The organism is Streptomyces sp. NPDC059994 (assembly GCF_042737755.1).
Taxonomy (GTDB): Bacteria; Actinomycetota; Actinomycetes; order Streptomycetales; family Streptomycetaceae; genus Streptomyces.
The window spans coordinates 108987-132997 of sequence record NZ_JBHWUR010000010.1; the positions used below are offsets into that span (position 1 = coordinate 108987).

Annotated in this window: 17 protein-coding genes and 1 pseudogene; 15 read left to right on the forward strand and 3 right to left on the reverse strand. The window is 68.7% G+C overall.

The features are described from left to right. Positions 1 to 1280 precede the first annotated feature (1280 nt). The 3 genes from ACFWA7_RS08755 to ACFWA7_RS08765 all read left to right on the forward strand — a co-directional run bounded on the left by ACFWA7_RS08755 (position 1281) and on the right by ACFWA7_RS08765 (position 4555). Positions 1281 to 1982 carry a hypothetical protein gene (locus tag ACFWA7_RS08755; RefSeq protein WP_385821811.1) on the forward strand — a complete coding sequence of 234 codons (702 nt, stop codon included), beginning with the start codon at positions 1281 to 1283 and terminating at the stop codon, positions 1980 to 1982. 250 nt (positions 1983 to 2232) lie between these two features. Further along, a complete protein-coding gene (locus ACFWA7_RS08760) occupies positions 2233 to 3450 on the forward strand; it encodes a DUF1173 family protein (protein WP_385821813.1) in 1218 nt (405 codons plus the stop codon). Positions 3451 to 4042: 592 nt separating this feature from the next. After that, on the forward strand, positions 4043 to 4555 hold the full coding sequence (locus ACFWA7_RS08765; RefSeq protein ID WP_385821815.1) for a protein phosphatase: 513 nt from the start codon (positions 4043 to 4045) through the stop codon (positions 4553 to 4555). Positions 4556 to 4719: 164 nt separating this feature from the next. Here ACFWA7_RS08765 and ACFWA7_RS08770 read toward each other — a convergent pair whose 3' ends face one another. Continuing rightward, positions 4720 to 5499 carry a hypothetical protein gene (locus ACFWA7_RS08770; RefSeq protein ID WP_385821817.1) on the reverse strand — a complete coding sequence of 260 codons (780 nt, stop codon included), beginning with the start codon at positions 5497 to 5499 and terminating at the stop codon, positions 4720 to 4722. 554 nt (positions 5500 to 6053) lie between these two features. Between ACFWA7_RS08770 and ACFWA7_RS08775 the strand changes: the two genes are divergently transcribed. From ACFWA7_RS08775 to ACFWA7_RS08815, 9 genes are all read left to right on the forward strand, one after another. Continuing rightward, entirely contained in the window at positions 6054 to 7940 is a 1887-nt protein-coding gene (locus ACFWA7_RS08775) for a helix-turn-helix domain-containing protein (RefSeq protein WP_385821819.1), read from the forward strand. A 277-nt stretch (positions 7941 to 8217) separates the two neighbouring features. Then, entirely contained in the window at positions 8218 to 8943 is a 726-nt protein-coding gene (locus ACFWA7_RS08780; protein ID WP_385821821.1) for a hypothetical protein, read from the forward strand. A gap of 32 nt (positions 8944 to 8975) precedes the next feature. Further along, positions 8976 to 9335: a cupin domain-containing protein gene (locus ACFWA7_RS08785; RefSeq protein WP_385821823.1), complete on the forward strand. Its 360-nt coding sequence runs from the start codon at positions 8976 to 8978 to the stop codon at positions 9333 to 9335. A 103-nt stretch (positions 9336 to 9438) separates the two neighbouring features. Next, positions 9439 to 10269 (forward strand): hypothetical protein, encoded by an 831-nt coding sequence (locus ACFWA7_RS08790; RefSeq protein ID WP_385821825.1) that lies wholly within the window; start codon positions 9439 to 9441, stop codon positions 10267 to 10269. A gap of 669 nt (positions 10270 to 10938) precedes the next feature. Next, positions 10939 to 12357, forward strand: a complete 1419-nt coding sequence (locus ACFWA7_RS08795; protein ID WP_385821827.1) for a hypothetical protein — start codon at positions 10939 to 10941, stop codon at positions 12355 to 12357. A 623-nt stretch (positions 12358 to 12980) separates the two neighbouring features. After that, positions 12981 to 13376 carry a hypothetical protein gene (locus tag ACFWA7_RS08800; RefSeq protein WP_385821829.1) on the forward strand — a complete coding sequence of 132 codons (396 nt, stop codon included), beginning with the start codon at positions 12981 to 12983 and terminating at the stop codon, positions 13374 to 13376. Then, entirely contained in the window at positions 13369 to 14640 is a 1272-nt protein-coding gene (locus ACFWA7_RS08805) for a DUF6545 domain-containing protein (protein WP_385821831.1), read from the forward strand. The genes ACFWA7_RS08800 and ACFWA7_RS08805 overlap by 8 nt, the downstream gene beginning before the upstream one ends. Before the next feature lie 135 nt (positions 14641 to 14775). After that, a complete protein-coding gene (locus ACFWA7_RS08810) occupies positions 14776 to 16107 on the forward strand; it encodes an FAD-dependent oxidoreductase (RefSeq protein ID WP_385821833.1) in 1332 nt (443 codons plus the stop codon). A gap of 122 nt (positions 16108 to 16229) precedes the next feature. Continuing rightward, positions 16230 to 17138 (forward strand): squalene/phytoene synthase family protein, encoded by a 909-nt coding sequence (locus ACFWA7_RS08815; RefSeq protein WP_385821835.1) that lies wholly within the window; start codon positions 16230 to 16232, stop codon positions 17136 to 17138. Between the two features lie 24 nt (positions 17139 to 17162). On the opposite strand, the gene ACFWA7_RS08820 is transcribed toward ACFWA7_RS08815, so the two are convergent. Continuing rightward, complete coding sequence (locus ACFWA7_RS08820; protein WP_385821837.1) at positions 17163 to 17390, reverse strand: hypothetical protein; 228 nt, start codon at positions 17388 to 17390, stop codon at positions 17163 to 17165. A gap of 2164 nt (positions 17391 to 19554) precedes the next feature. Continuing rightward, the gene (locus tag ACFWA7_RS08825; RefSeq protein WP_385821840.1) at positions 19555 to 20895 is read right to left on the reverse strand and encodes an MFS transporter; all 1341 of its coding nucleotides are present in this window, start codon (positions 20893 to 20895) and stop codon (positions 19555 to 19557) included. 362 nt (positions 20896 to 21257) lie between these two features. Between ACFWA7_RS08825 and ACFWA7_RS08830 the strand changes: the two genes are divergently transcribed. From ACFWA7_RS08830 to ACFWA7_RS08840, 3 genes and pseudogenes are all read left to right on the forward strand, one after another. Next, on the forward strand, positions 21258 to 21899 hold the full coding sequence (locus ACFWA7_RS08830) for a hypothetical protein (RefSeq protein WP_385821842.1): 642 nt from the start codon (positions 21258 to 21260) through the stop codon (positions 21897 to 21899). Between the two features lie 111 nt (positions 21900 to 22010). Then, positions 22011 to 22172 (forward strand): hypothetical protein, encoded by a 162-nt coding sequence (locus tag ACFWA7_RS08835; protein WP_385821844.1) that lies wholly within the window; start codon positions 22011 to 22013, stop codon positions 22170 to 22172. A 751-nt stretch (positions 22173 to 22923) separates the two neighbouring features. Further along, positions 22924 to 23913 (forward strand): annotated as a pseudogene (locus ACFWA7_RS08840) (IS110 family transposase); the annotation flags it as partial. Between the last annotated feature and the right edge of the window lie 98 nt (positions 23914 to 24011).

Sequence of the window (24011 nt, forward strand, 5' to 3'; positions counted from 1 at the left end):
CCCCGCCCCCTTGGGGGCGCCCCCCCCCCGCTGGGTGCGGGCATCAGGGTGCTGCCCCGGGCACCATCCCGCCCACAGGGGGGTTCGCCAGGGAACGTTCCCTGGCGAACCCGCCGAGCGCCGTCAGAACTGCGCTACGTGCCTGATCTTCACCAGGGCCGGACGCCGAGGGGGCGCGGCAGACGGGCCGGGAGCGGGCGGGCGTCAGTGTCCTGGGGACGGGTGTCGCGCGCGTTGATGGTCATCAGGGACCCTTTCCGTGAGGTGGAGTTCTGCTGTTGGCGTGAAGCAAAGGTGGTGCTGGGCGGAACAGGCAAGCCGTGTCGCTGGCTTCAGCTGTGGTTTCCCGCGTCACGGTCGCCTCGGCACCGTCCTTCCCGTGTTGCGGGAGAACAGCGTTCGGCGGTTGTCACCGATGAGGTTGTGGCCCTGGTGTCGTGCTGGGGCGGGCTGGCGTCGGGACGGGGCGCGATGGTCGAGGCGCCGACGCCTTGGGTGAAAAACGCTCGGGAGCACATGCGGATCTCCTTGGTTGTACCAACGGTACGGATAGGCAAGGCTGTCTGCCCCGTGCGCGCAGTGGGGGGAGACTGCGCTGGAATCTGCAGGAGTTCCGCACGCGGGGAGGCGGCGCGGAGTGCTCCCGCCTGCCGGGAGCAGGGGGATCGCATGCATCTTTGCCACTCCGACCTGTGGGCGGGTGCAGTGTGTTCACGTTCGTCTTGGTGCCGGGCAGTCGCATGTGCCGACGCCCCACCACAGCTCACCGTTTCCCGCCCTGCGGAATGGATGGCGGCTCGGATCCCGTGTGGCGGGAAAACGCGATCCTGCTGCCGTGTCGGAAGGCCAGCGGGTCTTGCAGTGATCAGCCATGGGTGTTCAGGCAGGTCAGCCATGCGCCGAGGCAGCTGTGAGACGCCACCCCAAAACGGAGTGCTCTGATCCGCTTCCCGTGGCCGTGAGCCCACCGCGACCGCGATAGTCGCGCAGGTGATTCTCCGCCGCACTTCAAAGGAATTGCGGTTCACGTGGCGAACATGGTTATGGGGAAACGGCTCGCGCTTTAGATGACGGCCCAATAGAGTGCGCCAGCATCCGGAACCCCTGCCGAAATTCCACGGCATGCGATAAAGATAGGTGGCGCGGGACTCACGATTTCACATGCGGCGACTGATCGGTGCGCCCAGTACACGATCAAGGGGGAGAAGTTGGCTGTCCCAGAATCCTCTGAGGCGAACGAACCGACCTCACACGAGCGTGTGTTCAGGGTGTACCAGGCCGTGGAGGAACTCGGGCCTGGGGTGCATCCGATGTGGCGGATCATCGAGGACACGAATTACACGAAGAGCACGGTCCATCGGATACTCACCGCTGGGGTGCGGGCCGACGCCTTCGTGCACCCGCGGCAGGGGCACTACGGGCTTGCGCGGGGCCGCCTGTCCAACCCTGCGGAGCGTCTGACCGACTCAGCGGTTACCGATGACGGGGTGCTCTACCGGGAACTGGCGCTGTTGCAGCGGCAGACGGCCCAAGTGGTGCTGGTCTTCACTGCAGTGCTGGTGGGCGGCACCAACTCCCGGCTGTGCCTGCACTCCAACATGGCCAAGCGCGCCGACTTCCAGGCGGCGCTGGCCCGGTGTACGCCGCAGGTACGCGACCGGTTGACGATGGCCCCGCTGCCCGCTGACGCGGCCGGGCTGGTGATCCAGGCCTATCTCGACGACGTGCCGGGAAGCAGCTACACCCGTGAGATACGTGCCGAGGGCCATGCACTGACCCCGGCACCGGTGCCTGGCTGGGAGATGCTGGCCGCGCCGCTGTTTCGCGGGCGCACGGTCACGGGCGCGCTTGCCCTGCTCGGCCTGCCCCAGCAAGTGCAGCGGCATCGCCATAGTTATGTCCCTTCCTTGATGCAGACGGCCGCCCGCATGAGCCGACGAAGCGAGGGTGCAGCTGCCATGCTCCCGACGGCGGCGGCGTGAACGGGCAGGCGGGATCCGAGGCCGCCGGATTGCCGAGGCTGGAGCGCGCCGCGCCCTTCCCCCTGGCCCGCAGGGCAGCCAGCTGGCCCGCTGCCCCGGTATGGGCCGGGCCGCGCGGAGAGTTGGCCAGCGGCGCCAAGGCGGCCGCTGTTCTGCGGATTTGCCCATCGGGGGTATCAGGATGAACCAGCTGCCGCTGCCCTTGGGCGGGAGCGGATCCCGGAGCTCTGCGGCTCGCCGGGACCGCGAGATGGTGCGCATCGCGGGTCAGGTCACTGCGCTCTCGGCGGTGCGGCGGAACCCGACGAGGTTCGCGGGCGTGTTCAGCGCAGCTCGCTCCGAGGACGGATGCGCCTATTGCCTGTGCAGGACACCTCCACTGCGGCTGGTCATACGCGCTCGCGCCGGGCGCTTCCACCTCGCGGGATGGCCGGATGAGGGAAGCCAGCACGCCTTCGGTTGCGCCTTTCACAAGCTGGAGGGCGACCTGTCCGGCCGGCCGTCGCGCAGCATGAGTGGCATTCTCCAGACACCGGACGGGACGGCCATCCTCCTGCATGTCCCGCTCACCATCGACACGTCAGGCGAGGCGGCCCCGGCCACTCCCCCTCTGCTCCCCGCCGAGTCCGCGGGTCCGGTGTCGCGGCATCCTGTCGGCCTGCTGGGGCTCATGCACTTCCTGTGGGAAGAGGCCCAACTCAACCAGTGGAATCGGGGAGCGGGCCACTCCCGCTCCTGGCATACCTGCCGGGGCCGCCTGCTGGGGCTGCTCGACGACTGCACCGTCAACGCGGTTCCGCTCGACGAAGCCCTCTACGTGGTCCCCCCTTTCAGGCCGAGCACTGCCGCTGCCCACGACGCGGCCCTCGAATGGTTCTGCCAGCGGCTGGGACAGCATCAAGGGAAAACACAGCGGGGGCTGATGCTGGGGGAGGTCAAGGAGATCCGTACCAGCCCCCACGGCCACCGCATCGCCCTTCGCCATCTGGACAGAGGGCTTTTCACCACGTCTCGACAGCTCGAGCGGTGGAGACGCTCGTATGTCCCCACCTTCGCCTCGGCTGCCGGAGACACAGCCCGCCGCATCGGCCTCTTGGTGGTCGAGCCGTCCCGGTCCGGGAGTGTTCTGAAGGCCGTCGAGGCCGCCTTCATGCTCACCAACACCAACTACATTCCCGTGGAGTCGTCCTACGAGCTGAGGATGGCCGACGCCCTGGCTGCGGCGGGCCGCCGGATGATCAAGCCCTTGCGCTGGGATCGCAGCGATGAGCTGTTCCCGGACTTCGTACTCACCGACACGGAGCCTCCTACCTACGTCGAGGTCTACGGGGTCAAAGGCCGTGCCTCCTATGACATACGCAAACGCATCAAACAAGCCACGTACGTGCAGCAAGGGCGGTCGGTGATCGAGTGGGAGATCGGACACCCCATGCCATGCGTGAGGCGGGTGCCGCGACCTGCGGCCTGAAGGGTCGTTCGATTGATCGGGGCTCAGCGAAGCGCCTGGTATCGGTTGGTAGGGGCGTCTGTATTTGGGTGGCCCGGATAGTCAGCGTGCCTCAGCTCTCATGGAGGCCTGGCGGTGCGGTTCGTCTGCCGGCACCTTGGGCTGTCGGACATGCCGCGGCGCGGTCTCAACGCGCAGGAGGCTTCCCTGGCGGTGCTGCTCCTCGATATCGACGCAGAGCTGTCCATCTGGGACAGGGGCGCAAGGTGTGCTCCGAGGAGGCGTTCCCCGTGGCCGAGCTAGCGTGCCACCTGGCGCTCTGGCTGAAGAGCCCGGCGGCTGGCCATGACGACTTCGAGCTCGACTGAATGCAGGCGGACGACCGGGCGCCAGTGCCGCGACGGCAGATCCGGGCCCACTGCCTTCATGCGCGGCTCGCCGGGCCGACGACTCCCCAGGGCCTTCGGTCTGGTTCGGTGCCTTCCTTGAATCGGGCGGACGCCGGTCCCGTGTCCGGAGAATCCTCATGCTGGGAACTTGTTCGAGGGACCATTCGAGCTGAGGGACGGATTGAGCGCCCTGCCCTGCTCGCCTGGTTGAAGAGGATCTGCAGATGAAGACGCGTCACAAAGGTGGGGACACTCCCGAGCCGTCTGCTCCCTGGAACAAGATCACGCCCAGATTATGGATGGGTGGCCACCATTGGGCTGACGCCCTGGGACAATGCCATGCCGCAGTCGTCTGCACCGAGTTTGGCCTGGTCATTAGTCTGTTCGCTCGGCCCGACCATGGCCCTGGCCCGGGTGTTGAGCATCTCGTCGCCGAGATCCCCGACGGTCCGCTCACTGCCGAGCAGATCCAGACCGTCCAGCAGCTGGCCCATGCCGCTGCTCACGCAGTGCGGCACGAGCGCACGGTTCTGGTGCGCTGCAATGCCGGCTACAACCGCTCCGGCCTGGTGGTGGCGCAGACCCTCATCGAGCTGGGCCGACCTGCAACGGCAGCGATCCAGCTCATCAGGGAACGACGGTCTTCCTGGGCCCTGAACAACCGAACGTTCGAGGAGTACCTCACCACTGGCCTCGACGTTGCCTCTCTTCTCGTCGGCCTGGACACCGCTACCTGAGCGCACCGCTCTTGAAGATCAACTACAGATCATGGAGCACAGGCTCAGTGTGTGGCTCTATGCTCCGACGCCCCGGAACCACGCGCGGGTCCAGGCCAACCCGCCATCCGGTGCCACCGGCAAGGTGCCCGCCATGGCCCGCTTTTCGGTCAGACGCTGCGTGGTCAGGGCTCCGGCAGGGGCGAAGGGTCGGGCTTCCCCTCGTTCTCCATGCGCGCACGTCCCAGCAGGCGTTTGATCTGGGGCAGAACGCGCCGACGGCTGGGTGCGGGCAACGAGAGCATCTCCTGGCTGATCTCGCGGACTTCGCTGTCTGTCTCCGTCAACGCCAGGGTGAGCGCGTCCCTGAGTGCGGCTCCGACGGTGGGGTCGGCTTCGGCCAGGTCGCGGCTGCGCAGCGCGAACTGGGTGATGCCCTTCTGCTGGTATAAGGCCGCGTTGAGCAGCATCTGCTCGATCGGCTTGAGCACGCGGTGCAGGGCCTGGGAGTCCGTGGCGGAGAAGAAGCCGGGCGGCACTTTGTAGAACCGCCCCAGATCTTCCGCGTGCTGGAATGTCGGGCGGCGCCGTCCGATCAGCAGAAGGCTGACCTGTGAGCCGGACATGTGCGATCCGGCGCCGATTTCGGCGAGGGTGTAGGGCTGACCGTTGCTGCGCAGCCGGGTGGCGCGCAGGAAGGCGAGCCGCTGGCGGAACCGCTCGGCTGTGGGACTGAACTTCTCGCCCATGCCGGCCGTCTCCCCAAGGCCCTCCTCAGGGTCTGGCGCGCCGGGGTCGTCGAGCAGGGTCTGCACCCTGCCAACGCTCAACCCCGCTGCGTAGGCGAGCTGTTCGACGTCCAGGACCTCGTCGCGCGCCATGCCCAGCATGTCGAGGAGGCGAGTGATGGAGGCGACGACCGATTCGAGGTCGTCGGCCGGAAACGCCTCACAGGGGACATCCATCAGCCTGCGGTCTCCTGATCCTTGTGACGTGCGGATCGGCGCGGTTGGCGCGGACTAGACCTTAGCGGCCCTTGGTCACGGCGTCACGACAGTCGTTATCGCCTCATCCTCGCGGTCAGGACGGCGATTGTCCGCATGATCCAGCAATTCCCTGTAGGGAATGACGAATTCAGGCCATTATGGCCGACGCGCCGATGTTTTCGACATTTGTTGACAGCGCAGGGATGGTACATCAGGATTCCTAGCCACTGCTGATCGTCCTGCGATGCGCGGGGAGAACATCGGCCGACGGAGCTGGTGGACATCGGTTCCCGCCTCTTCCCGTACGGGACTCCAGCAGCAATGCCGAGAGGGGGCTGCGGGGAATCAGCCGGGTGACATCTGCGGACAGTGGTGGTTGCGCCATCGCACAGCGCCGACACAACCACCGCCACCCTATCGCCGCACCTGCATGTCTCGGGAGATCCATTTCCCTCGCGGCCCGGTGTGGCGGCGTGAACCTCGGTTCGGTCTCGTCGGAAACAGGCGCTGGGCTGCTTCAGGGGGGAGAACGCATGTCAACATTGGGATATCTCACCGACGAACGGCCGAATGTGGGGCTGAAGTTCGCCGATGCTGCCCACCGGGCTGCTCACCACAATCGCGCCGTTTCCGGCACCCACCGTGTCGCCGTGATCCCCGTCGCCGACGCCCTCGACCTGGCCGACTGCCTGGTCATCGTCGAAGCCGCCGCAGTGAGCGCAGCGTCCACCGTGCAGGCGGACCGGCTGGTGCGCGACCTAGCGCAACGCCAGGCTGCCGGCCTCGCGCTGGCGGTCGACGCCGGGGCCGGGGACGCGATTCCCCCCACGATCCGCCAGGCGGCTCACCGAGTCGGTGTTCCGCTGCTGGTGACCCAAGGCGACCCGGCCGCCTGGGCAGGAATCGACCGCGTCCTCGCCGGAATATGGCATCGCCGCGCCCAGCAGCAGTTAAACCGGGTGACGGCCTATTTCGAGCATCTGCCCGGCGAGCTGCGCCAGGCGGACTTCAAGCAGGTACTGGTCGAGGGCCTTGCCGAGTCCCTCGACCGCTACGTCGGTCTCATGAGTCCCGCCGACCGCAATGTGTGTGTCGAGAGCCCGGAGGACGCCCCTGCCCAGCAGCGCAGCGTCGCCCAGCATCTGGCCTTCAGCACCGACACTGCCCGCGATCCGCAGGTCCGCCAGGGCGTGCACGTGGTCAAGCTTCCCGTCAGCTCGATGGAGACGGCGCCCTACTTGGTGGCAGCCGGCGCATCGCCCTTCGCTCCCGAGACCCTCCCCCTGGCGGAGGTCACCGTCAAGCTGTTGGCCATGGCGCACGATGCGCAGCGAGCCCGGGAACTGCGCGAGAGTGCACGGGGGGTGCGCCTGGGGGCGTTCCAGATGTTGATGGGCGGCCAGACGCTCCTTGCGCAGAGGGCCCTGGCAGCCCTGGAACCCGGTCTGCTCCAGACCAGCAGAATCCGCGTCTACGTCATCGCCGGGCCCCCGGAGCAACGGGAGGACGCCGTGAGCCTGCTGGAGGCGCACATTGGCGGGAAGGCCTTGCTGGTGCGCTGCCCGGCCCGGGGTGATCACGTGATCATCGTGGACCCGCTCCACGGCGGCGAGGATGCCCCCGGCAGCGTCGCCCAGACCCTGCGCCGCACCATGGCGGTGCTGCCGGGCAGGTCCATGGGCGGCAGCCGTCCCTACCCGCTCGGTGCGGTCGCCGAGGCATACGGCGAGGCGGCCAACGCGTTGCTCTCCGCGCGCTACCACCGCGATCGCATCGATCTGTTCGACGGTTCCTCACAGCTGGCGCCACTGTTAGGGGACGCTGCGCATGTGTGGGCTGAGCGTGTGCTCGCGCCGCTGCTCGGCCTGCCGCTCGTCGTGCGCGAGGAACTGACCAGCACGCTGCGCATCACGATGGAGTTCTCCCATGCCCGCACGGCCCGGATTCTGGGGGCCCACCGCAACACGGTCTCTGCGCGCGTCGCTCGCTGCGCCGAAGTGCTGGGCCAAGACGGTGCACCGCTGCATCTCAAAGACGCCCGGCTGCGCACCGTGCTACATCTGGTCCTCTCCCTGGTCTACGCCCCGGTGCCTCCCGCACAGGATGCACCTGGCTCGCCCTCACTCGCGGCGATCCTGCAGTGCGCCCCCGCGCAGGCATGGGCGCGGGGGCTGCTGCAGCCGCTCCACGACGATGAGCGTGATCTGCTCAGCACCCTGCGGGCCTGGGTGGGGTGCAATCTCCACGTGGAGGAAGCCGCTGCACAGTTGGGAATCGGGGCGCGGGCCGTGCGTCTGCGCCTGCGCTGCATGGAATCCCTCCTTCAGCGCGACCTTTCCAGCGGCCTCGCCGGTGCGCACGCGGCCATCCTGGCCCTGGCCATCACCTCGGGTGATCCCGTTCTCCCCGAGCTCGGCTGACCCCGCGATGGGCATGCGGGGCCGGGGGGGCGAAGGGAGGAGGTGGCGGTGGTGTCCGCCGCAGAGGGACGGCTCGGGCCGGCGATGGCACCGGTGTGTCGGTCCTGCGCCCGGTACTGCGACGTTCCGCCCCGCGGGCCGCGCTGTGCACTCGTGACGCCTCCCGTCCGCAGCACTGTGCACTTGTTGCGTTCCGCGGACGCAAGGACCCCCCTAGCGTGGCTCAGAGGCCTTGGATCGTGCTTCAACCACCGCACTGCCATAAGGACTGCTGCCCGTGTCTGCACTGCCTGTCGTCGCCGTCCTGGGGTCGGCCCCCGGGGCCTATCTGGCCGCCAACGGCCTGACCTCTGCGGGCATAGCCACCCACCTGTGGGGACTGCCCGCGGCCTACCCCGCCCACGACGCCGACGCGCTCGCCGCACTCGCCGCGGCCGTGCCTGGCTGGAGCGCCCAACTCTCCCCCTGTCACGTCGTGGTGAGTATCTTCGACCATCCTGATGTGCTGGAAGCGGTCCTGTCCGCGCACATCCTTCCCGCCCTGCGGCCCGGCACCCTGTGGATCCAGATGGGTCCGCTGCCGCAGGAGCAGGCCGGCGCTCTGACGGAAATAGCCCATCAGCTGGGGGTGGCGTGTGCGCACGCCCCGCTGCGCTGGTCCCGCGACGGCGCGTCCGCCTACGGCCCTCTTCCCGCCGTGACCGGGCCCGCATGCGGCACGCATCAGGCGGACGCCGATCTCGTCTACGGGACGGTGGTCGCTGCGCTGGTCAGCGCGGGGCTCGTCGACGCGGCCCGAGAAGTGGACGGGGAGACCGGCGGGGGTTGGCTGCGGCAGGCGGAGATGCGCGGGCCGGGGGCTCTGTGGGCCAGCGGAGGTTCCCCTCGGGCATGGCCGTCGCTCGATGCCCAGGCATTGTCCGAGGAGGCTATCGCCGACCTGCTCCGTCTCGGCGTCGTTGGTCCCGGCGCCGCCCCGCCGCCCGGTCGTTACCCGCACTGACGTGTTCGTCCGCCTCCGTCGAAAGGTCCCGCATGTCTGGTTTTGAATTGTGCCGTGCCACCGATGTGCCGGCCCGTGGCATCTCGCAGGGGATCGAGGTCCGTGTACTGCGCGAGCCGACCGATCAGTTCCCCAGCCAGATCGTGGAAGTATCCCTGGCGCCCGGCGCCGTGTGGGACGGCGTCGATGAGCACACCGATGCCCACGAAATAGTCCGGGTGGTATCCGGGGTGCTGAGCGATGAGAACGGCGACCACAGGCCGGGAACGGTCATCGTCGGGCACCGCGGGTCGCGCCACACGCCGAGGTCCGCCGAGGGGTGCGTGCTGTTCGTCGTCTACCCCTATACCGAGCAGTGGCTGAGCCGTCAGACCCGGCTGGCCGCCGCCTGAATCGGGCCCGTCCACTCCCCCCGCTACCGCTGCCATCCCCCGCCCCTGGCATCACGTGGCCAGGGGCTCCGGCTTCACCATCATTCAATCTGAGGGGCGATCCATGACACCATCCACACCTCATTCTCGCGAAGGGAACCTGCCCGCGCCCGAAGCAGCCCGCTCGTACCGTGTGTTCAAGGCGATGCTGGAGCTGGGCCCGGGCCCGCAGCCCATGAGCCGGATCGTCCACCGGACGGGCATGGACCGAGGGGTGGTCCGGCGCCGGCTCGCCGCCATGCGCGAGGCGGGCCTGTGCGCGCTCTCGCCCGGCAGCCCGGGCCACTACGAGCTGACTACCGCTGTTCTGGGCACCGATGAGGCGCGGCTGCTGCACGCCGTGCCCGGGGTGCAGGCCCGCAGCCGCCGCTATCTGGCAGCCCTGCAGCAGCAGACCGGGCAAATCGTGTTCCTGCACGGCCTGATGCTGCTGGACTCGCCGGTGCGCCTGTGTGTGGAGTACTGCAGCGGTGCCCGCGCCGACTTCACCGAGGAGCTGGCGGCCCATCCCACGGCAGCGGGCCGGCTCCGTCAGGCACCGCTGGCCGCCGATGCGCCGGGTCTGGTCATGCTGGCTCACCTCGATGAGACCGTCGCTCTGTCGGGCCAGTTGCAGCAGATCCGCTCCCGCGGCTATGTGAGCAGCCCCTCGGCCCTGCCGGGATGGGATTTCGTCTCGGTCCCGGTGCACGCGGTCCCGGGGATGCCCGGCCTCGAAGGGCTGCTGGGCGGTGCCCGCCTGGTCGGCGCTGTGAGTCTGATGGCCCGCAGCCGGGACCTCGAGCGGCACATCGATGCCTGGCTCTCGCCGCTGTGGCACGGCATGCGGCACCTGCCCGTCTCGACCACCCGGTACTGGCAGACGGCCAACCGCAGCGCGCAGCGCGCAGCATGAGGGCCCGCCGCACCCGGCCCCGGCTGCCGGGCAGAGCCGCTCATCGCCGCTGGCACCGCGGACGTCTGCCGCGCCACCGGCCGCGGCCTGCACACCGGGCGGACGCCGCCCGTTCCGCGTCGCGCCTCGCCGCCGGACATGGAGCAGTGGCCCCACGGCGTCGCAGAGGTCAGAGTCTGCAGCCGACGGCCCAGGGCCACTGGACACCGCTGTCCCAGGGAGCGATTGCGGTGGCGCTGTACGACGGCGCGGCCAACGCGAGGCCAAGGCCGCGCTGTACCCAACTCACCGGGCCTGCCCGCGACCTGCGCGCCGCATCCCGGAACTGCTCCCCCATGAAGGGGGCTGTCATGAACTGATCCTTGCGGCGGCGAAGCGCGAGCTGGTCTCGGCGCTCGCCGCCCCGGCCGCAGACCGCCTGGTGTGTCACCACCAGCCGGGCCACTGCGGCCCTCTACGTCACCCCGTCCGTTCGAGTCGCCACTCGTCCGGCGGGCCCGGCAACAGGCCGGTATCACTCGGTTCTTACCAGAGTCGCCCCACCGAAGTGGGGCTTTTGCACACCCCCATACAGGAGTGATGCGGTCCATGATGCAGCATGTCTGCGTCTGCGGCCAGAGCCATCGGTCGTACTCGTGCGCCAGGCGCTGCGCCCGTACGAGAAGTCGCTTGCCCTTCTTGCTGGTTACGGCTGCCGCCGACCAGGAGGTGACAGCGACGCGTTCACGGCAGCTGCGACGCTCGCGCGAATTCCTCGCCGCCGTCTCCTTCATGGTCAAGGGCGGCTATCACCCCGGGGCCAACGCGACCACGTACGCCCTGGCCCAGGACTTCGCACGGCGTATGCATCTGAGCAAGGACGGCCATGTGGTCTACGGTGTCGCCGCCATGCAGGACCGGCTCGGCCTGTCCCGCAGCACGATCATGAAACACACGCGGATCCTGCGCGAGCTCGGCCTGTTGGCCTTCGTCGAGCACGGCAACGCCCGCCGCAACGCCCTGAGAGCTCGCCTGGGCGAACGCTTCGGCCCCGGCAGCGGCTTTCGGCGCACCGCCACCCTCTACGCGCCGTGCGCACCTCCCTTGTGGGACGAGGCCGAAGGACGGCTGCGCGCAGGCACCGGATACACCTCCCGGATCCGGGCCGTCACGGCCGCCGGGCGCGCCCGGGCTGTCAAGCATGCTCGGCGCTCCCGGGCACAGCAGCCTGCCCCGCGGACCCCTTCTTGCGTCGTGGTTTCCCACGACGGACCCGCACCGGTGAGTGGGGGGAGAAGCAAAGACAGCGGGCGACCCCCGGCGCACCAGCCCGGACATCGCCCTGAACGGGACTCGCAGAGCGGCCATTTCGACTTCACCTCGGGGCAGGCGGCGGCCGCGATCGCGTACGCCCAGCGGGTACGGCCCCACATCTGGTGGACGCAGGGCGGCTGCCTGCGCCAGTTGGCATTCGCTCTGCGCCCCTTGATCGTTTCGGGGTTCGGCTGGGAGGAGGCGGTGCACGAACTGTCGCGGTGGAGCGTGCCCCTGCGCCCGACCAGTCTGGTGGGCTATGTGAGCTCGCAGATCCAGCGCCGCGCCCGCATGGGCCTGCTGCCCCTGCGCGAAGGCCTCGTCGACCCCGTCCGTCAGCTTCCGGTGGATGAACGAGGCGAGCGCCACGCCCAGATGCTGCGTGCGCGCCAGGAGCGATTCGCTCCCGTCTTCGCCCGATACCGGCAGGTCCACGCCTCCAGTCTGCGTGCGGCTCTCCGGCGCGCACGCACGCCTCCGTCGACCCCGGCCAGCGTGTGGACTCCGTGGCTGCGCGAGCCGGAATCGTCCTTTTACGCCGCGCAGCGCCCCGACTACACGCACACATCCGTCCTGGAGATCTACCGGCGCCAGGCGAAGCGGCTTCCGCCGCCATCTGCGCCCCGCCCCCCTGCCGGCCCCAGTGCCGCGCTCCTGGCCGAGCTGGCCGACCACGCCGCCGCGGTCGCAGCCTGCGCCCGCCTGCGCGCCCAGCTCACCGCATGGGAGAAGAGCGCGCGGATTGCACCCGAGCCGTACAGCCAGGCGGGCGGCGAACAGGGCAGCGGCCGGTGAAGACCAGCCATCCAGCCCTCCCCCGCCCCCAGGCCGCTGGCGTTTACCGCCGTCCCATCGCCAGCGAGTCGTACGGTGCGGCCCCCTGGCGTCCACATATCCCCCGGCCCAGCGAGCATCCCGCACACCACCGCGCGAGACACGTCAGATTCGGACACGAGCGATCACGCTCCACCGGGTGCTGGCCTGGGGCAGACCCCCGCGATGGCTCAGAAGGCACACTGCACCAGCCGCGAAACCCCGAGCCACGAGCTGGCCTCTTGGCACCAAGGTCGAATACAGGCAGGCTTGCGGCGGTGAAGGCAGGTCACGGGCACAACCCAGGTTTCCAGTACCGCCGCGTATGGAGATAGGCCACCGACAGAGCCATGGAAAAGATTCCACACAACTCATCCCGCCGCCACGGCAGTTCACCCGACGACACGTCCGGGCCCGCCGCAGCCGCCTCGCCGCCCCCTCCCGCCCGGTCCCGGTGGGCCGCACGTGGCGCCTCCCTCAGGGAAGAGTGGGCCGTCCTCGCCACCACGCGGCGGATCAAACGCCTCATCCGCCGCGACACCGGCCTCAGCGCAGCCCGCGACCTGCAAGGCCTCATCAACGCTGTCGCAGCGCTGCAGGGAAAAATGATCAAGATCACCGAGGCGCCGCTCCCGTCAGAAGTATCGGGGTTCTGCGCCCGCGGACGAGAGTGCGACTACATTGTCGCCGACTCACGCGCCAACGAGCTCCTGCGCCTGCACGTCCTGCTCCACGAGCTCTACCACCTGCTGAGCCAGCACCAGCCGGCCGACGGTGACGGCCATCAGCCGATGTCCGACAACCTCCTCGGGGAGCTGCTGCCCGGAGTCAAACCGGGCGTGGTGGCCAAGATCCTCAATCGCAGCCACTACGCAAGCCCCGACGAGCGGGACGCCGAGGTCTTCGCCACGCTCATGCTCCAGCGGCTCCACCTGAGCACAGACCAGACGAGCAACGGCATGCTCACCTCGGCCTTCACCCACAGGAGATCGGGTGTCTGAGACCACCTCCACGATCGTCTACCTGATCATCGCCGTCAGTGAAATCGGCATCGTCCTGTGGAAGGGCGCGGCGCTGCGCAGCGACCCGACGCCGACACTGAAGGTGACCGTCTCCACCTTCGTCTGCTCCGCGACCGTCTACGTGCTCGCCGCCCCCGCCGTGTACCGCGCGCTGGGCACGGCTCTGGGCCAGCCGAGTTTCGCCACGCTACCGGTGTACGTCGGGATCCTGTGCTGCTTCGCCCACACCCATGGGCTGACCCTGCTGTGGGACCCCCACCTGCGCGAGCGGCCGAACGCCCTGCGCCGTTCGCTCATCTCCTGGACCGCGCTGTACGCGCTGGCGGCCATCGTGATGGCCACCTTGTTCTGCACCGCGGATCTCTCAGGGCCTGCGGATCCCCTGCGCTTCAACACGCTGTATGCGCATGATCCGCTGGTGCTGGCGTTCGTGCTCGTGTTCCTGGCCACGCTGGCCTGCAGCACGCTGAGCACCTACCGGCGCTGCCGACAGATCCGGCTGGACGACCCCGTCCTGCAGCACGCAGTGAACTGGTTCGCCCGCGCGATGCTGTGCGTCTTCGGCTACGTCCTGTGCGCCACTCCCGCGATCACGGCTGCCTCACTGGGCAGCCACGCCCTCGACCAGGTCGGCGTCTTCGGTTCGACATGCGGTGCCACGGGCGCCCTGCTGGCCGGCTACGGACTGTCCGGCGCCGCCATCAGCGCCTGGTGGCGCGAACGCCGCGACCGAAGGCTCCTGCAGCCGCTGTGGGATCTGGTCGTCGCCGGAGTCGACAAGGACTTGGCCATCAGTGACCACAGCGTCACCGGCCGCCCCCTGTGGAACGCAGGCTTCCTCCTCCACCGCGGGGTGGTCGAAATCCTCGACGGCCTGCGCATTCTGGGACCGTGGACATCGCCCCAGCTCGTCCAGAGCGTCTACGCCCTGCACCAGCAGCAGCTCACGGCCCCCCAGCCGGCCACGCCCCTGTCCCCCAAGGAACTGGAGACCATCGCGACGGCCGCCGCCATACGCGACGCCCTCCCCCGCCTCCAGGCCGCACGGAAGGCGCCGACAACTGCACAGTCCCGGCCCCCCGCAGGCGGCTCCGCTGCCTCGCTCCCCGGGGCGGACACCCCGATGTGGCAAGAGCGTGAGCGACTGCTGGCCGTGGCCGGCGCGCTCACCCATCCCCTGACCGCGGCCGCCCTCGCGCACACACACGGCAAGGAGTCCACCGGTTCGGTTTCGGACCGATAACGCTGCCAACCAGCCCGGCAGCACCGAAAGACGCCAGAGCCCCGCCCGGAATCCAACCGCCGGGATAGGGTTCACAGCAGCCCGCCGCCTGGCGGACGGAAGCGACCAAGTCGTGGCCTGAACAAGGGGGTTCGTGTGCAACGGGCTATCGTCCTGGGCGGAAGCTTTGCCGGATTGCTTGCCGCCCGCGCCCTCAGCGACCACGCCCGCGAGGTAGTGGTCCTCGAACCGGACGACCTGTCACAGCCCGGCACCGGACCCGGTGCCCCCCAGCGGGACCAACTCCACGCACTGCTTTCCATGGGCCACACACACCTTGAGCGGTGGTTCCCCGGCATCACCCAACAGCTCGTCGACAGCGGCGCCCACCACGGCACCAAGGACGCCATCCAGTTCTACGTCGACGGCACCCGGCGCCACCCCGTCGACGTGCCCATGCTCAGCGCGACCAGGCCGCTGATCGAGGGCCACATCCGACGCCGCGTGCTGGCTCTGCCCAACGTCCAGCTCCTGCACGCCCGCGCAACCCATCTGCTCAGCACGGCCACCCGGATCACCGGTGTCGGCTACAGCGAGACAGAGCAGACCGGATCCGCCGCCGACGCCGGATCCCGCAGGAAACTCGACGCCGACCTGGTCGTCGACGCCATGGGCCGCTCCAGCCGGCTCAGCACCTGGCTCACCAACAGCGGCTGGGATGAACTCCCAACGGACCGGATGCGCATCGACCTCGGCTACGCCACCGCGCTCTTCCACCGCGGCGACGAACTGCCCGGCACCGTCATCGCGCACGCCACGCCCGGCCCCGCGAGCGGCTACCAGACATCCGTCAGCGAACCCGGAGCCCTCGCGGCCGTCGAGGGCAACCGCTGGATGGTCGTCCTCGCCGGCTACACCGACTACCGCCCGGGACGCGACCCCGACGAGTTCCGCAAACGGATGCTGCGCTGCGTAGCCCCCCTGCAGACCGTCGCTGAAAAGTGCGCCATGGCCGAGGACATCAAGACGTTCCACTTCGCCTCCAGCCAGCGCCGCGACTTCACCCGTCTCAGCCGGTTCCCCGGCGGCCTCATGGCCATCGGCGACTCCGTCGCCTCGGTCAACCCCATCTACGGCCAGGGGCTGACGCTCGCCGTCCTCCAGGTCAACGCGCTGGCCATCCACCTGCAGAGCGGCGCACCCGCGCACGCGCCGGCCCTGGGCTACTTCCGCCAGACCGGAGCCATCGTCAACGCCGTCTGGCAACTGTCGACCACCGCAGACCTCGCCCAACCCCACGTCACCGGCCCCTACCCCCGCGGCTACCGGCTCATCCGCCGCATCGGCGACAAGATCACCAGCGCATCCCTCATCGACCCCACGGTCAACCAGGCCTACATGGACGTCGTCCACATGCGAGCCCACCCCAGGACCCTCATCCAGCCCGGAATCCTCCTCACGGCAACCCGGGTGACCGCATCGCGCTAACTGACGAAGACCCCACTCAGCCATGCTCCCCTGCCGATAGGCCACCCTCGCGACCGCTCATCGCGGTCCCCCAGCCAGGCGGCCTGACTGCTACGACAGCCACGAACACCACACGAGGGAACATGCCGGTGAAGACCTGGCGGCGCACACTGGATCTCGCCGCCATCGACAACCCTCGCCTTCGCCACGACTACACCCAGCAGCGCCACCTCGTAGCCCGCTTCGCACGCGCGGAATACACAGCCGTACGCCTCCTGCTCCCCGCCCCACTCGTCCCCCCGGTGCTCGCGGCCACCGCCTTCATGCACCACACCGACGACCTCATCGACACCGGCTCTCTGAACGAGCGCCTGACCGGGCTAGCCGACTGGAGCCAGCAGGTCCGAGCGGCCCTCGACAGCGGTATCTCTGATCAGCCAGTCCTCAGAGCCATGGTCCACACGGTTGACCAGCATCCGCACCTCCGCCAGCACATCGATGAATTCCTCGCTGGCGGGGACCTGGAGGCACGCTGGAAACGCTTCGATACCGAAGCCGACTTCCAGCACTACATTGATGCCTACTCGCTGCCGGCCTTCATGCTCATCGCCTGTCAGCTCGGGCCGTGCCCGGCCTCCGATGCCTACATCGCCAGCTGCCGAGCCTTCATCGAAGCCGGCCAGCGACTCGACTTCCTCGAAGACCTGGCCGAAGACCTCCAGACCGGCCGCATCGGCATCCCTGAGGAAGCCTTCGCCCAGCACGACTTGACCAGCCAGGCACTCCACCGGCCGGAAATCCCAACGGGCGTGAAGGAGGCCCTCCACAACCAGATCGCACTGATGGATCAGGCACTCAACAGAGCCCGCGGGCTTGCGGACCTGGCAGAGCATCGAAGCCAGCCGCTACTCCGCGCTCTCCTCGCACTCCAAGCGATCCGAATCCGCGAGGCGGGGAAGCAGGGGACGGGGCTTCTGCGGAAGCCCCCTCGCAAACCCCTTGCCGGGGCGCTCCGCATCCTGGCCAAGGAATACCCAGCTGCACTCGCCTGACAACTCCAGGTACGGACGCACTGATCAGACCTGGGCCTGCAGGATCTCGGCAAATCGCTCGCTCCAGGGTTTCCGCAGGCTCGGTCGCACCGGGTCGGTCTCCGCAAGCTCCCTGCGCGCCGTGGCAAAGTCATCGAGCAACCTCGTGAGTGTGTCCTCTGCCACCCGCTGCCGCGCCTTGTCAATGGCTTCCTGGATAGCGGCCTGGTGCTCGGCTGACGACGCGTACTCATGGGCGCGGGCCCGCTCCATGTGGCCGACGCGGGATCCTTCCGCGTCGGCGGCCTTCGATTGAGCCAGCCTCCAAGGCCCGCGACCGTCGCTCGTCAAGGATGCGACGCGCCACCTGCATCCGCTGGTGGGCTTGCACCCACGGATTGTCCTCCGCTGCGCACGGGGTTCCGTCGATAATGCGCCAGGTGTCCTGTTCGACCTGGCGGGTGAGGTCGGCGACGGCTTGAAGGTCGCGGGGATCCGCCCTCAGGACAACGGCGAGATCTACGGCCTAACGGACGTATGAGGCTGTGGAGCGCCGGGACGCGCACGGTGGGCACTCCCCCGCCGTCTGCGGCAGTCCACAGGTGCCGCACGCTGCGTCGGCAACCTCGATGGCTCGCGCAGCCTGTTGCTCCGCGTACGCCTGCCGCAGCCTCTGCACCTCAGCTCGAAACGCGACCTGCTCCCGTGCCATGCGTTCGCGCCGGACGATGTCGGCTTCTGCTTGCCGACGGACCTCTTCCTGCAGCCGCCGCTCAAATGCGGCCTGTCGCACGGCAGGCGAAGCCGCCATGAGCTCTGATGCCACCTCGACAGCGACCTTCCGGCGAAGGCCCCGTCGGTCCCCAATCCGGCAGGTACAGCTCTCGCACGGTCCCCCAGTGTCCATACGGAAACCGTCATCACACTGCACGGACCAGCACCGAGACCGTTGCGGAAGGGCACACTGCAACAGCCATCCCACAAGCGCGGATACAGGCTGCTCCTGGTCGAGCAGGCGTCGCCGCAACCGCGCGGCCAGCACCTGGCCAGCACGCTCTGGTCCAACCACCGCACGGACCCGGGCCACCTCCGCGCGTACCGCTCTGGCCAGCCATTTCGCCGTCGACACCCGAGTCAGACCAGTCCACAGATGCGCTACAGGTGCCAGGACCTCCATGAGATCCAGGGGCACTACCCCGGCCTCTACGGGTTCAACCCGCGGCCGGATTTTGGTGGTCTGGGGCTGTTCCCCGCGCAGCGGGCCAGCCCCAATCCGCGACGAGCCCGCACCGCCGATTCCCTGGGCCACTTTCGGAGAATCCTCGCTTGCGCACGCGCGCTCCCGCCGACGGCCGTCACCCGAGACGGCAGAGCCGGAAAAGCCATTCTGATCACCCGCAGACGACTTTGAGAGAGAAACCACCGGTGAGTGGGGAGTGTGGAGTTCGGTAGTAGCAGACTCGTCCGACGCTGCCTCAAAGGGCCCGCTGACCTGCGTGGCAGGAACATCCACTACCTGAGACGATCCGTCGCCAGACGGCGCGGCCGCAGCCTTGCGTGGTGATCTTTTCAGAGTCGAGCGGGTATCAGCTGGTACGACGTCGACGCCCGGGCGAATTGCCGTAGTAGGTGGAACTCAGGGGTCCATCGAACGATCTGTCGATGCAATCGAACCGGAAGGGGGGGCATTCTCGGCTGCGGGCGCCTCTCAATTGAAGGGGTCGCCAGAAAAGGGGCGCGCCTGAAGAAACTTCCCGTTCACATGATCACAATCTGGGACACGGGGACACGAGAAGGGGTACAGGGACACTCGCAGGAGTTCATGCTGGAGGACTGCGTCAGGCCGGGGCGGGCTGTCTGGCAGTAGGTCCAGCGCCCTGGGGCAAGCTATCAGGCACGTCAGTAGTCCTTAAGGTCCCCGCAAGTTGCATTCGGGGCTGACCTTGGCGCTTGAACGGCATCCCCTCGGCAGTGCGTTATTGCTGGCTGCACCAGCAGTCAGTGCGATCACGTTGCGGGGATGGACAGCAAGGAGGCGTCCGCCCCCGTATAGACCGTTGTGGGCGCCAGGCAGGATTCGCATACAACTCGGCGCGCTCGGTTCCTGCGTCGCACAGGCAATGGCCATGAGTCTCGACTCGCGAGACCTCGTGCGGATCGATGCCGATTGGCGGTCAGCATGTTGCGGCTTCAGCAAGCAAGGACGGCTACAGGTGGCGCCGCGCCACTGCCGCGCTAGGAGACGACCAGCGACCGGTCCAGGAACTGGGACGGCCGCGGCCGCTGAACCGTGACTCGGCGGCCGCACCCACCTCGATGGATGGGCCTGTTCCTCGTTCTGCCCAGTGGAGGCGAGGGGGCGTCAGATTTGATCCTCGCTGTGAGGCGAAGCGGCCACAATTCTAGGAGCAAGTGCGCTTTTGGCAAGTCTTGCAGGTCAGGATGAGGTCCGTCGCCAGGTTCCGAGGGCCGGGTCGCCCTGGCGTGGTCCGACAACGTGCGCCACCGGAACCAATACGCCTACTGTGTCTGCTGGTACGCAGCGCGCGGAGACGTTGGGGGAGTAGAGGAGAGTGCTGCGGGCGCTGAGTAGGACCACCGTCGCTGCCGCGGCGCTCAGGAACGGGACGATGTAGCTGCCGTCGGCCAGGCCGGCCAGCGCGGTTCCCAGGGCGAGCCCCGCGTTGATCGCTGCAATGAGCCAGCCGAAGGCCTCGGTTCCCGTGCCGCGTGGAGTAACGGTGTTCACCATCAGACACCCGACGCAGAGCATCGCGGTGAAGGCCAGCCCGGGCAGGGTGATGAGCAGGGCCGACAGGATCGGCTTCGGCTTGGCCAGCATCGGGAGCCAGGAGATTGCCGAACCGCCAGCGAGGAGCGTGATGTGCTGGATCCGGGTGCCAGACCACCTGGCCCGTGCTCCGTAGAGCAGCCCGCCGACGAGTCCGCCGAATGAGAACAGGGCGGGCAGAGTGCCCTGCAGCCACCGGGTCTCGCTGGTCTGTGCCTGTGCGATGGCGCAGACGCGCAGCGCCCCGACGGCGCCGCCCGCGAAGAAGAATGAGGTCAACAGGGCTCTTACCGGTGCGGAGTGGAGTGGTCCCAGCCAGTGGTGAGTTGCTTGGGCGGGGGTCCATCGCCGTGCAGGCCGGGAGCAGCCGACGGACAGGGTGCCGCCCAAGCCGACGGCGGCGGTGACGAGAAGCGCGGTACGCGTGGAGGCCGCGGCAAGGACCCCGGCAAGAACTGGTCCGACGACATACACAGCGTCTTGTGTGCCGTTGTCCAGGGCGTATGCCGTGCGCAGATAGGCCGCGTGCCCAGAGCTTTGACCGGGAAGCACGGTGGGCCACAGGGTGCGAAGGCCGCCTTCCAGGGGCGGGCTGAAGCCTCCGGCCGCGATGGTGAGTGCCAGCGCGGCGGGCGCATGCGCGGTGCCAAGGAAGGCGAGGGTGCTAAGCGCGGAGGTGGCCAGGAGGGAACCACCGAGTAGGGGAGGGACCAGTCCGACGCGGTCGGTGAGTCTGCCGAGCATGGGCTGTCCCAGGGCAAAGGCGATGAGATATCCGGCCGTCAATAGTCCGCCTGTCTCCAGTGAACCCGTTGTCTGCTGGGCCGAGATGAGCAGAGCGATGGGTGCCATCGAATTGGGGAGACGTCCGATCAGCGTGCCGGTGAGCAGTCGCGCAGTTGAGCGCAGCCGCAGCAGATCAAGGTAGCGCACTTTGCCGTTCGGCCGCGCTCGCGCGGGCCCTTTCGGAAGGGCGGCGAGGGCCACAGTTATCTCCCCTTCAGGCGACGCAGGCTCAGCAAGCACGCTGTAGCTGGCCCCGAGCGATTGACGGACGGTCATCGACGCTGGCGCTGACTGCGCAGGGCGGCAAGGCGCCAGCCCGGTGGGTGCCCGCCGGTCCCGCGCCCCGGGAAGTTGCCTGAGGGCGTTCCGCCTGGTGGACTTCCCGCCCACTGCAGGCCTACAGCCGCATGGAGGCCAGTCACCCTGCCGGATGCGGGCGGGAACGTCATGCGGGGCTACAAGGAAGTCGCAGGTCACCGCCTCGGACACGAGGTCGTCCCGGCCGTACCGTGGCCGCCACCCAGGAATGTCTGCGCGTACGGGTGCCGCATCAGCCCCCGCAAATGCCGCACATCGTCGTCCAGGTCCAGGACCTCGCACGCATGGGGCGACGCCGGGCGAACCCGGAGCCGATGCGTAGGGCCAGTCCGTCACAGACGCCTTCCGACGAACCCGAGGAGACCCCTGTGAACTCGCCTTGCACACCCAGCTACAGCCTGTATGCCGAACGCGATGGTCTCGCCTACGGCTGGGACGGTTTCGCCGACCACCTGCATGATGCCGGTGCAGCGCGCGCATGGCTGGCCGAGGCGCGCCGCGAACTCGCGAAAATGAACGCCGTCTTCGGCTTCAACGGCCTGTGCTACATCCACCTCTTGCAGCACCCCACCTCCGACTGCGCCTGCCTCGAAGCCCACCGGCCGGGCAGGCACTGCCACGTAATGGAGACCTATGCCCCGCAACGGGAAGCCACCGCCGCGCGGAACCAAGCGGCTGCTCTCACCTGGCTGGAGGCCCACTGCCAGCAACAGGGCATCAGCGGGGACGACCTGAACGCGGTCGTGGAGAAGACCCGTGGGCCCGCTGGCAGGCAAGCGAAGAGCACCGACAGGCGGCCCCAACTGGCCGCCCTGCTCGGACGAATTGGGCAAAGCCAGCTCATGGAAATGCTCAGGGCCCTCACGCTGAGCGGTCAAGACGGCTGACCCAGCAGCCCCGGACGGCGCCCGCCGACGCACACCTCGGCGAGCGCCGTCACTGCCGCTGACCTCACCGTCACCCACTCCCACACGGTCCAAGACGGCGACCAGAAGACCATGGATGCCCTGGTCGCCGCCCTGCCCGCCAACGCCTGGGCCTGCGCCTTCCCCGTCGACACGCACAACGAGGCGGTGCAGCGCGCCTACGAGGAATACGTCCGCGACGATGAGGGCCGCCTCACCGACGAGGTACACGGCTTCGAGCCGGTCACCGGCTGAGTACCCGGCCCCGCGTGCGTGGCGCCCCGCGTCCTGCTAGGCGTCGCGCTACACGTCCCGCGCGAGCTGCGCCCCCTGGCCGTAGCGCCGCCGCACCCCGGCACGGTCCGCAGCGCGGTGAGCGTCTGTGCGAACAACCGCCGCCCTCTTCGCCCTGACCGCTGTGGCCGCGCCCGGCAGCCCGCCACCCCTCAACGCTCCCACGCCCCACCCCCGCACGGGCCCGCGTTCCGGTGCTGCCCCCCGGGTCCGTGCGCGTGGCCGGGGGTTCCTGGGCTCTTCGCGCCCCCTGGCCGCACCGCCACGCCCGTGCACGCTCCGCAGCGCGCCGCGCCGGTGCGCACAACCACCGCCCCCTCGTACGCGCTCCGCTGTCCGCCGCACCCGGCAACCACCCCCAACGCCCCCGCGCCCCGCGCCCCCGGGCGGGGCTCCCGTGCCGCGCTGCGCCCCGGTCCGTGCGCGTTTCCGAGGCCCGTTGTGCCCCGCCACGGTCATGGAGGCCCTGTTGAACACCAGGCTCGGAGAAGTCGCAGGTCACAGCCCCCGTGAGGAAGACCGGCAGGGCCTAGCGTCAGCGTCCACTACCAGCCCGGCTTCCCCGTGTCACCGGGCCCGGAGGCATCGACGGACCACTGATGAGGGGCTTGAGCACCGGCTTCACCCAGGCCGGAAGAGCTCTCCGTAACGTGGATGTGGCAGCTCGGTGCCGAGGCAGGCCGGACGAAAGCGTGAGCGGAGGGGCCTGCACGTGATCGACACCGGCGACATCGACGTCTTCCTCGGCCTGGACGTCGGCAAGGGCGAACACCACGCCACCGCCGTCACCCCGGCCGGGAAGAAAGCCTTCGACAAGCGCCTGCCCAACACCGAGCCCAAACTCCGCGAGCTGTTCGCGAAACTCCAGGCCAAGCACGGAACGGTACTCGTCGTGGTCGACCAGCCGGCCTCAATCGGCGCCCTGCCGCTGGCCGTTGCGAGGGACATGGGCTGCCCGGTCGCCTACCTGCCAGGGCTGACGATGCGGCGGATCGCGGACCTCTACCCGGGCGAGGCGAAGACCGATGCGAGGGACGCGTTCATCATCGCGGACGCGGCCCGCGCGATGCCTCACACGTTGCGGGCGATCGATGGCGAGGACGAGACGATCGCCGAGCTGGAGATGATCGTGGGCTTCGACGACGACCTGGCCGGCGAGGCCACCCGGGTCGCGAACCGGCTGCACGGCCTGCTGACCCAGATCCACCCGTCGCTGGAGCGAGTATTGGGGCCGCGGTTGCAGCACCCGGCCGTCCTCACGCTGCTGGAACGGTTCGGGTCACCAGCTCAGATCCGCAAGGCTGGCCGACGGCGGCTGGTCACGCTGTTACGGCCGAAGGCTCCGAGGATGACCGAGCGGCTGGTCGAGGAGATCTTCACCGCCCTGGACGAGCAGACCGTCACCGTTCCGGGGACCGAGGCGGCCGCGCTGATCGTCCCGAGCCTGGCCGGATCGCTGACCGCCGTCCTTGACCAGCGCAAGCTGCTGGCCGGGCGGATCGAGGAACTCCTGGAGGCACACCCTCTTTCGAAGGTCCTGACGTCCATGCCGGGAGTCGGCGTCAGGACCGGAGCCCGCATCCTGATCGAGGTCGGCGACGGCAGCACCTTCCCGACCGCCGGCCACCTCGCCGCCTACGCAGGCCTCGCCCCCGCGACCCGCAGTTCAGGGTCCTCGATCCGCGGCGAACAGCCATCCCGGAGGGTCGAGTAGCCGAGGGGGATCTCACCCCTCGGCTCTCACAGAACCGTGCGTAACGGTCTCCCGTTACACGGCTCTTGTCGTTCTGATCATCAGAT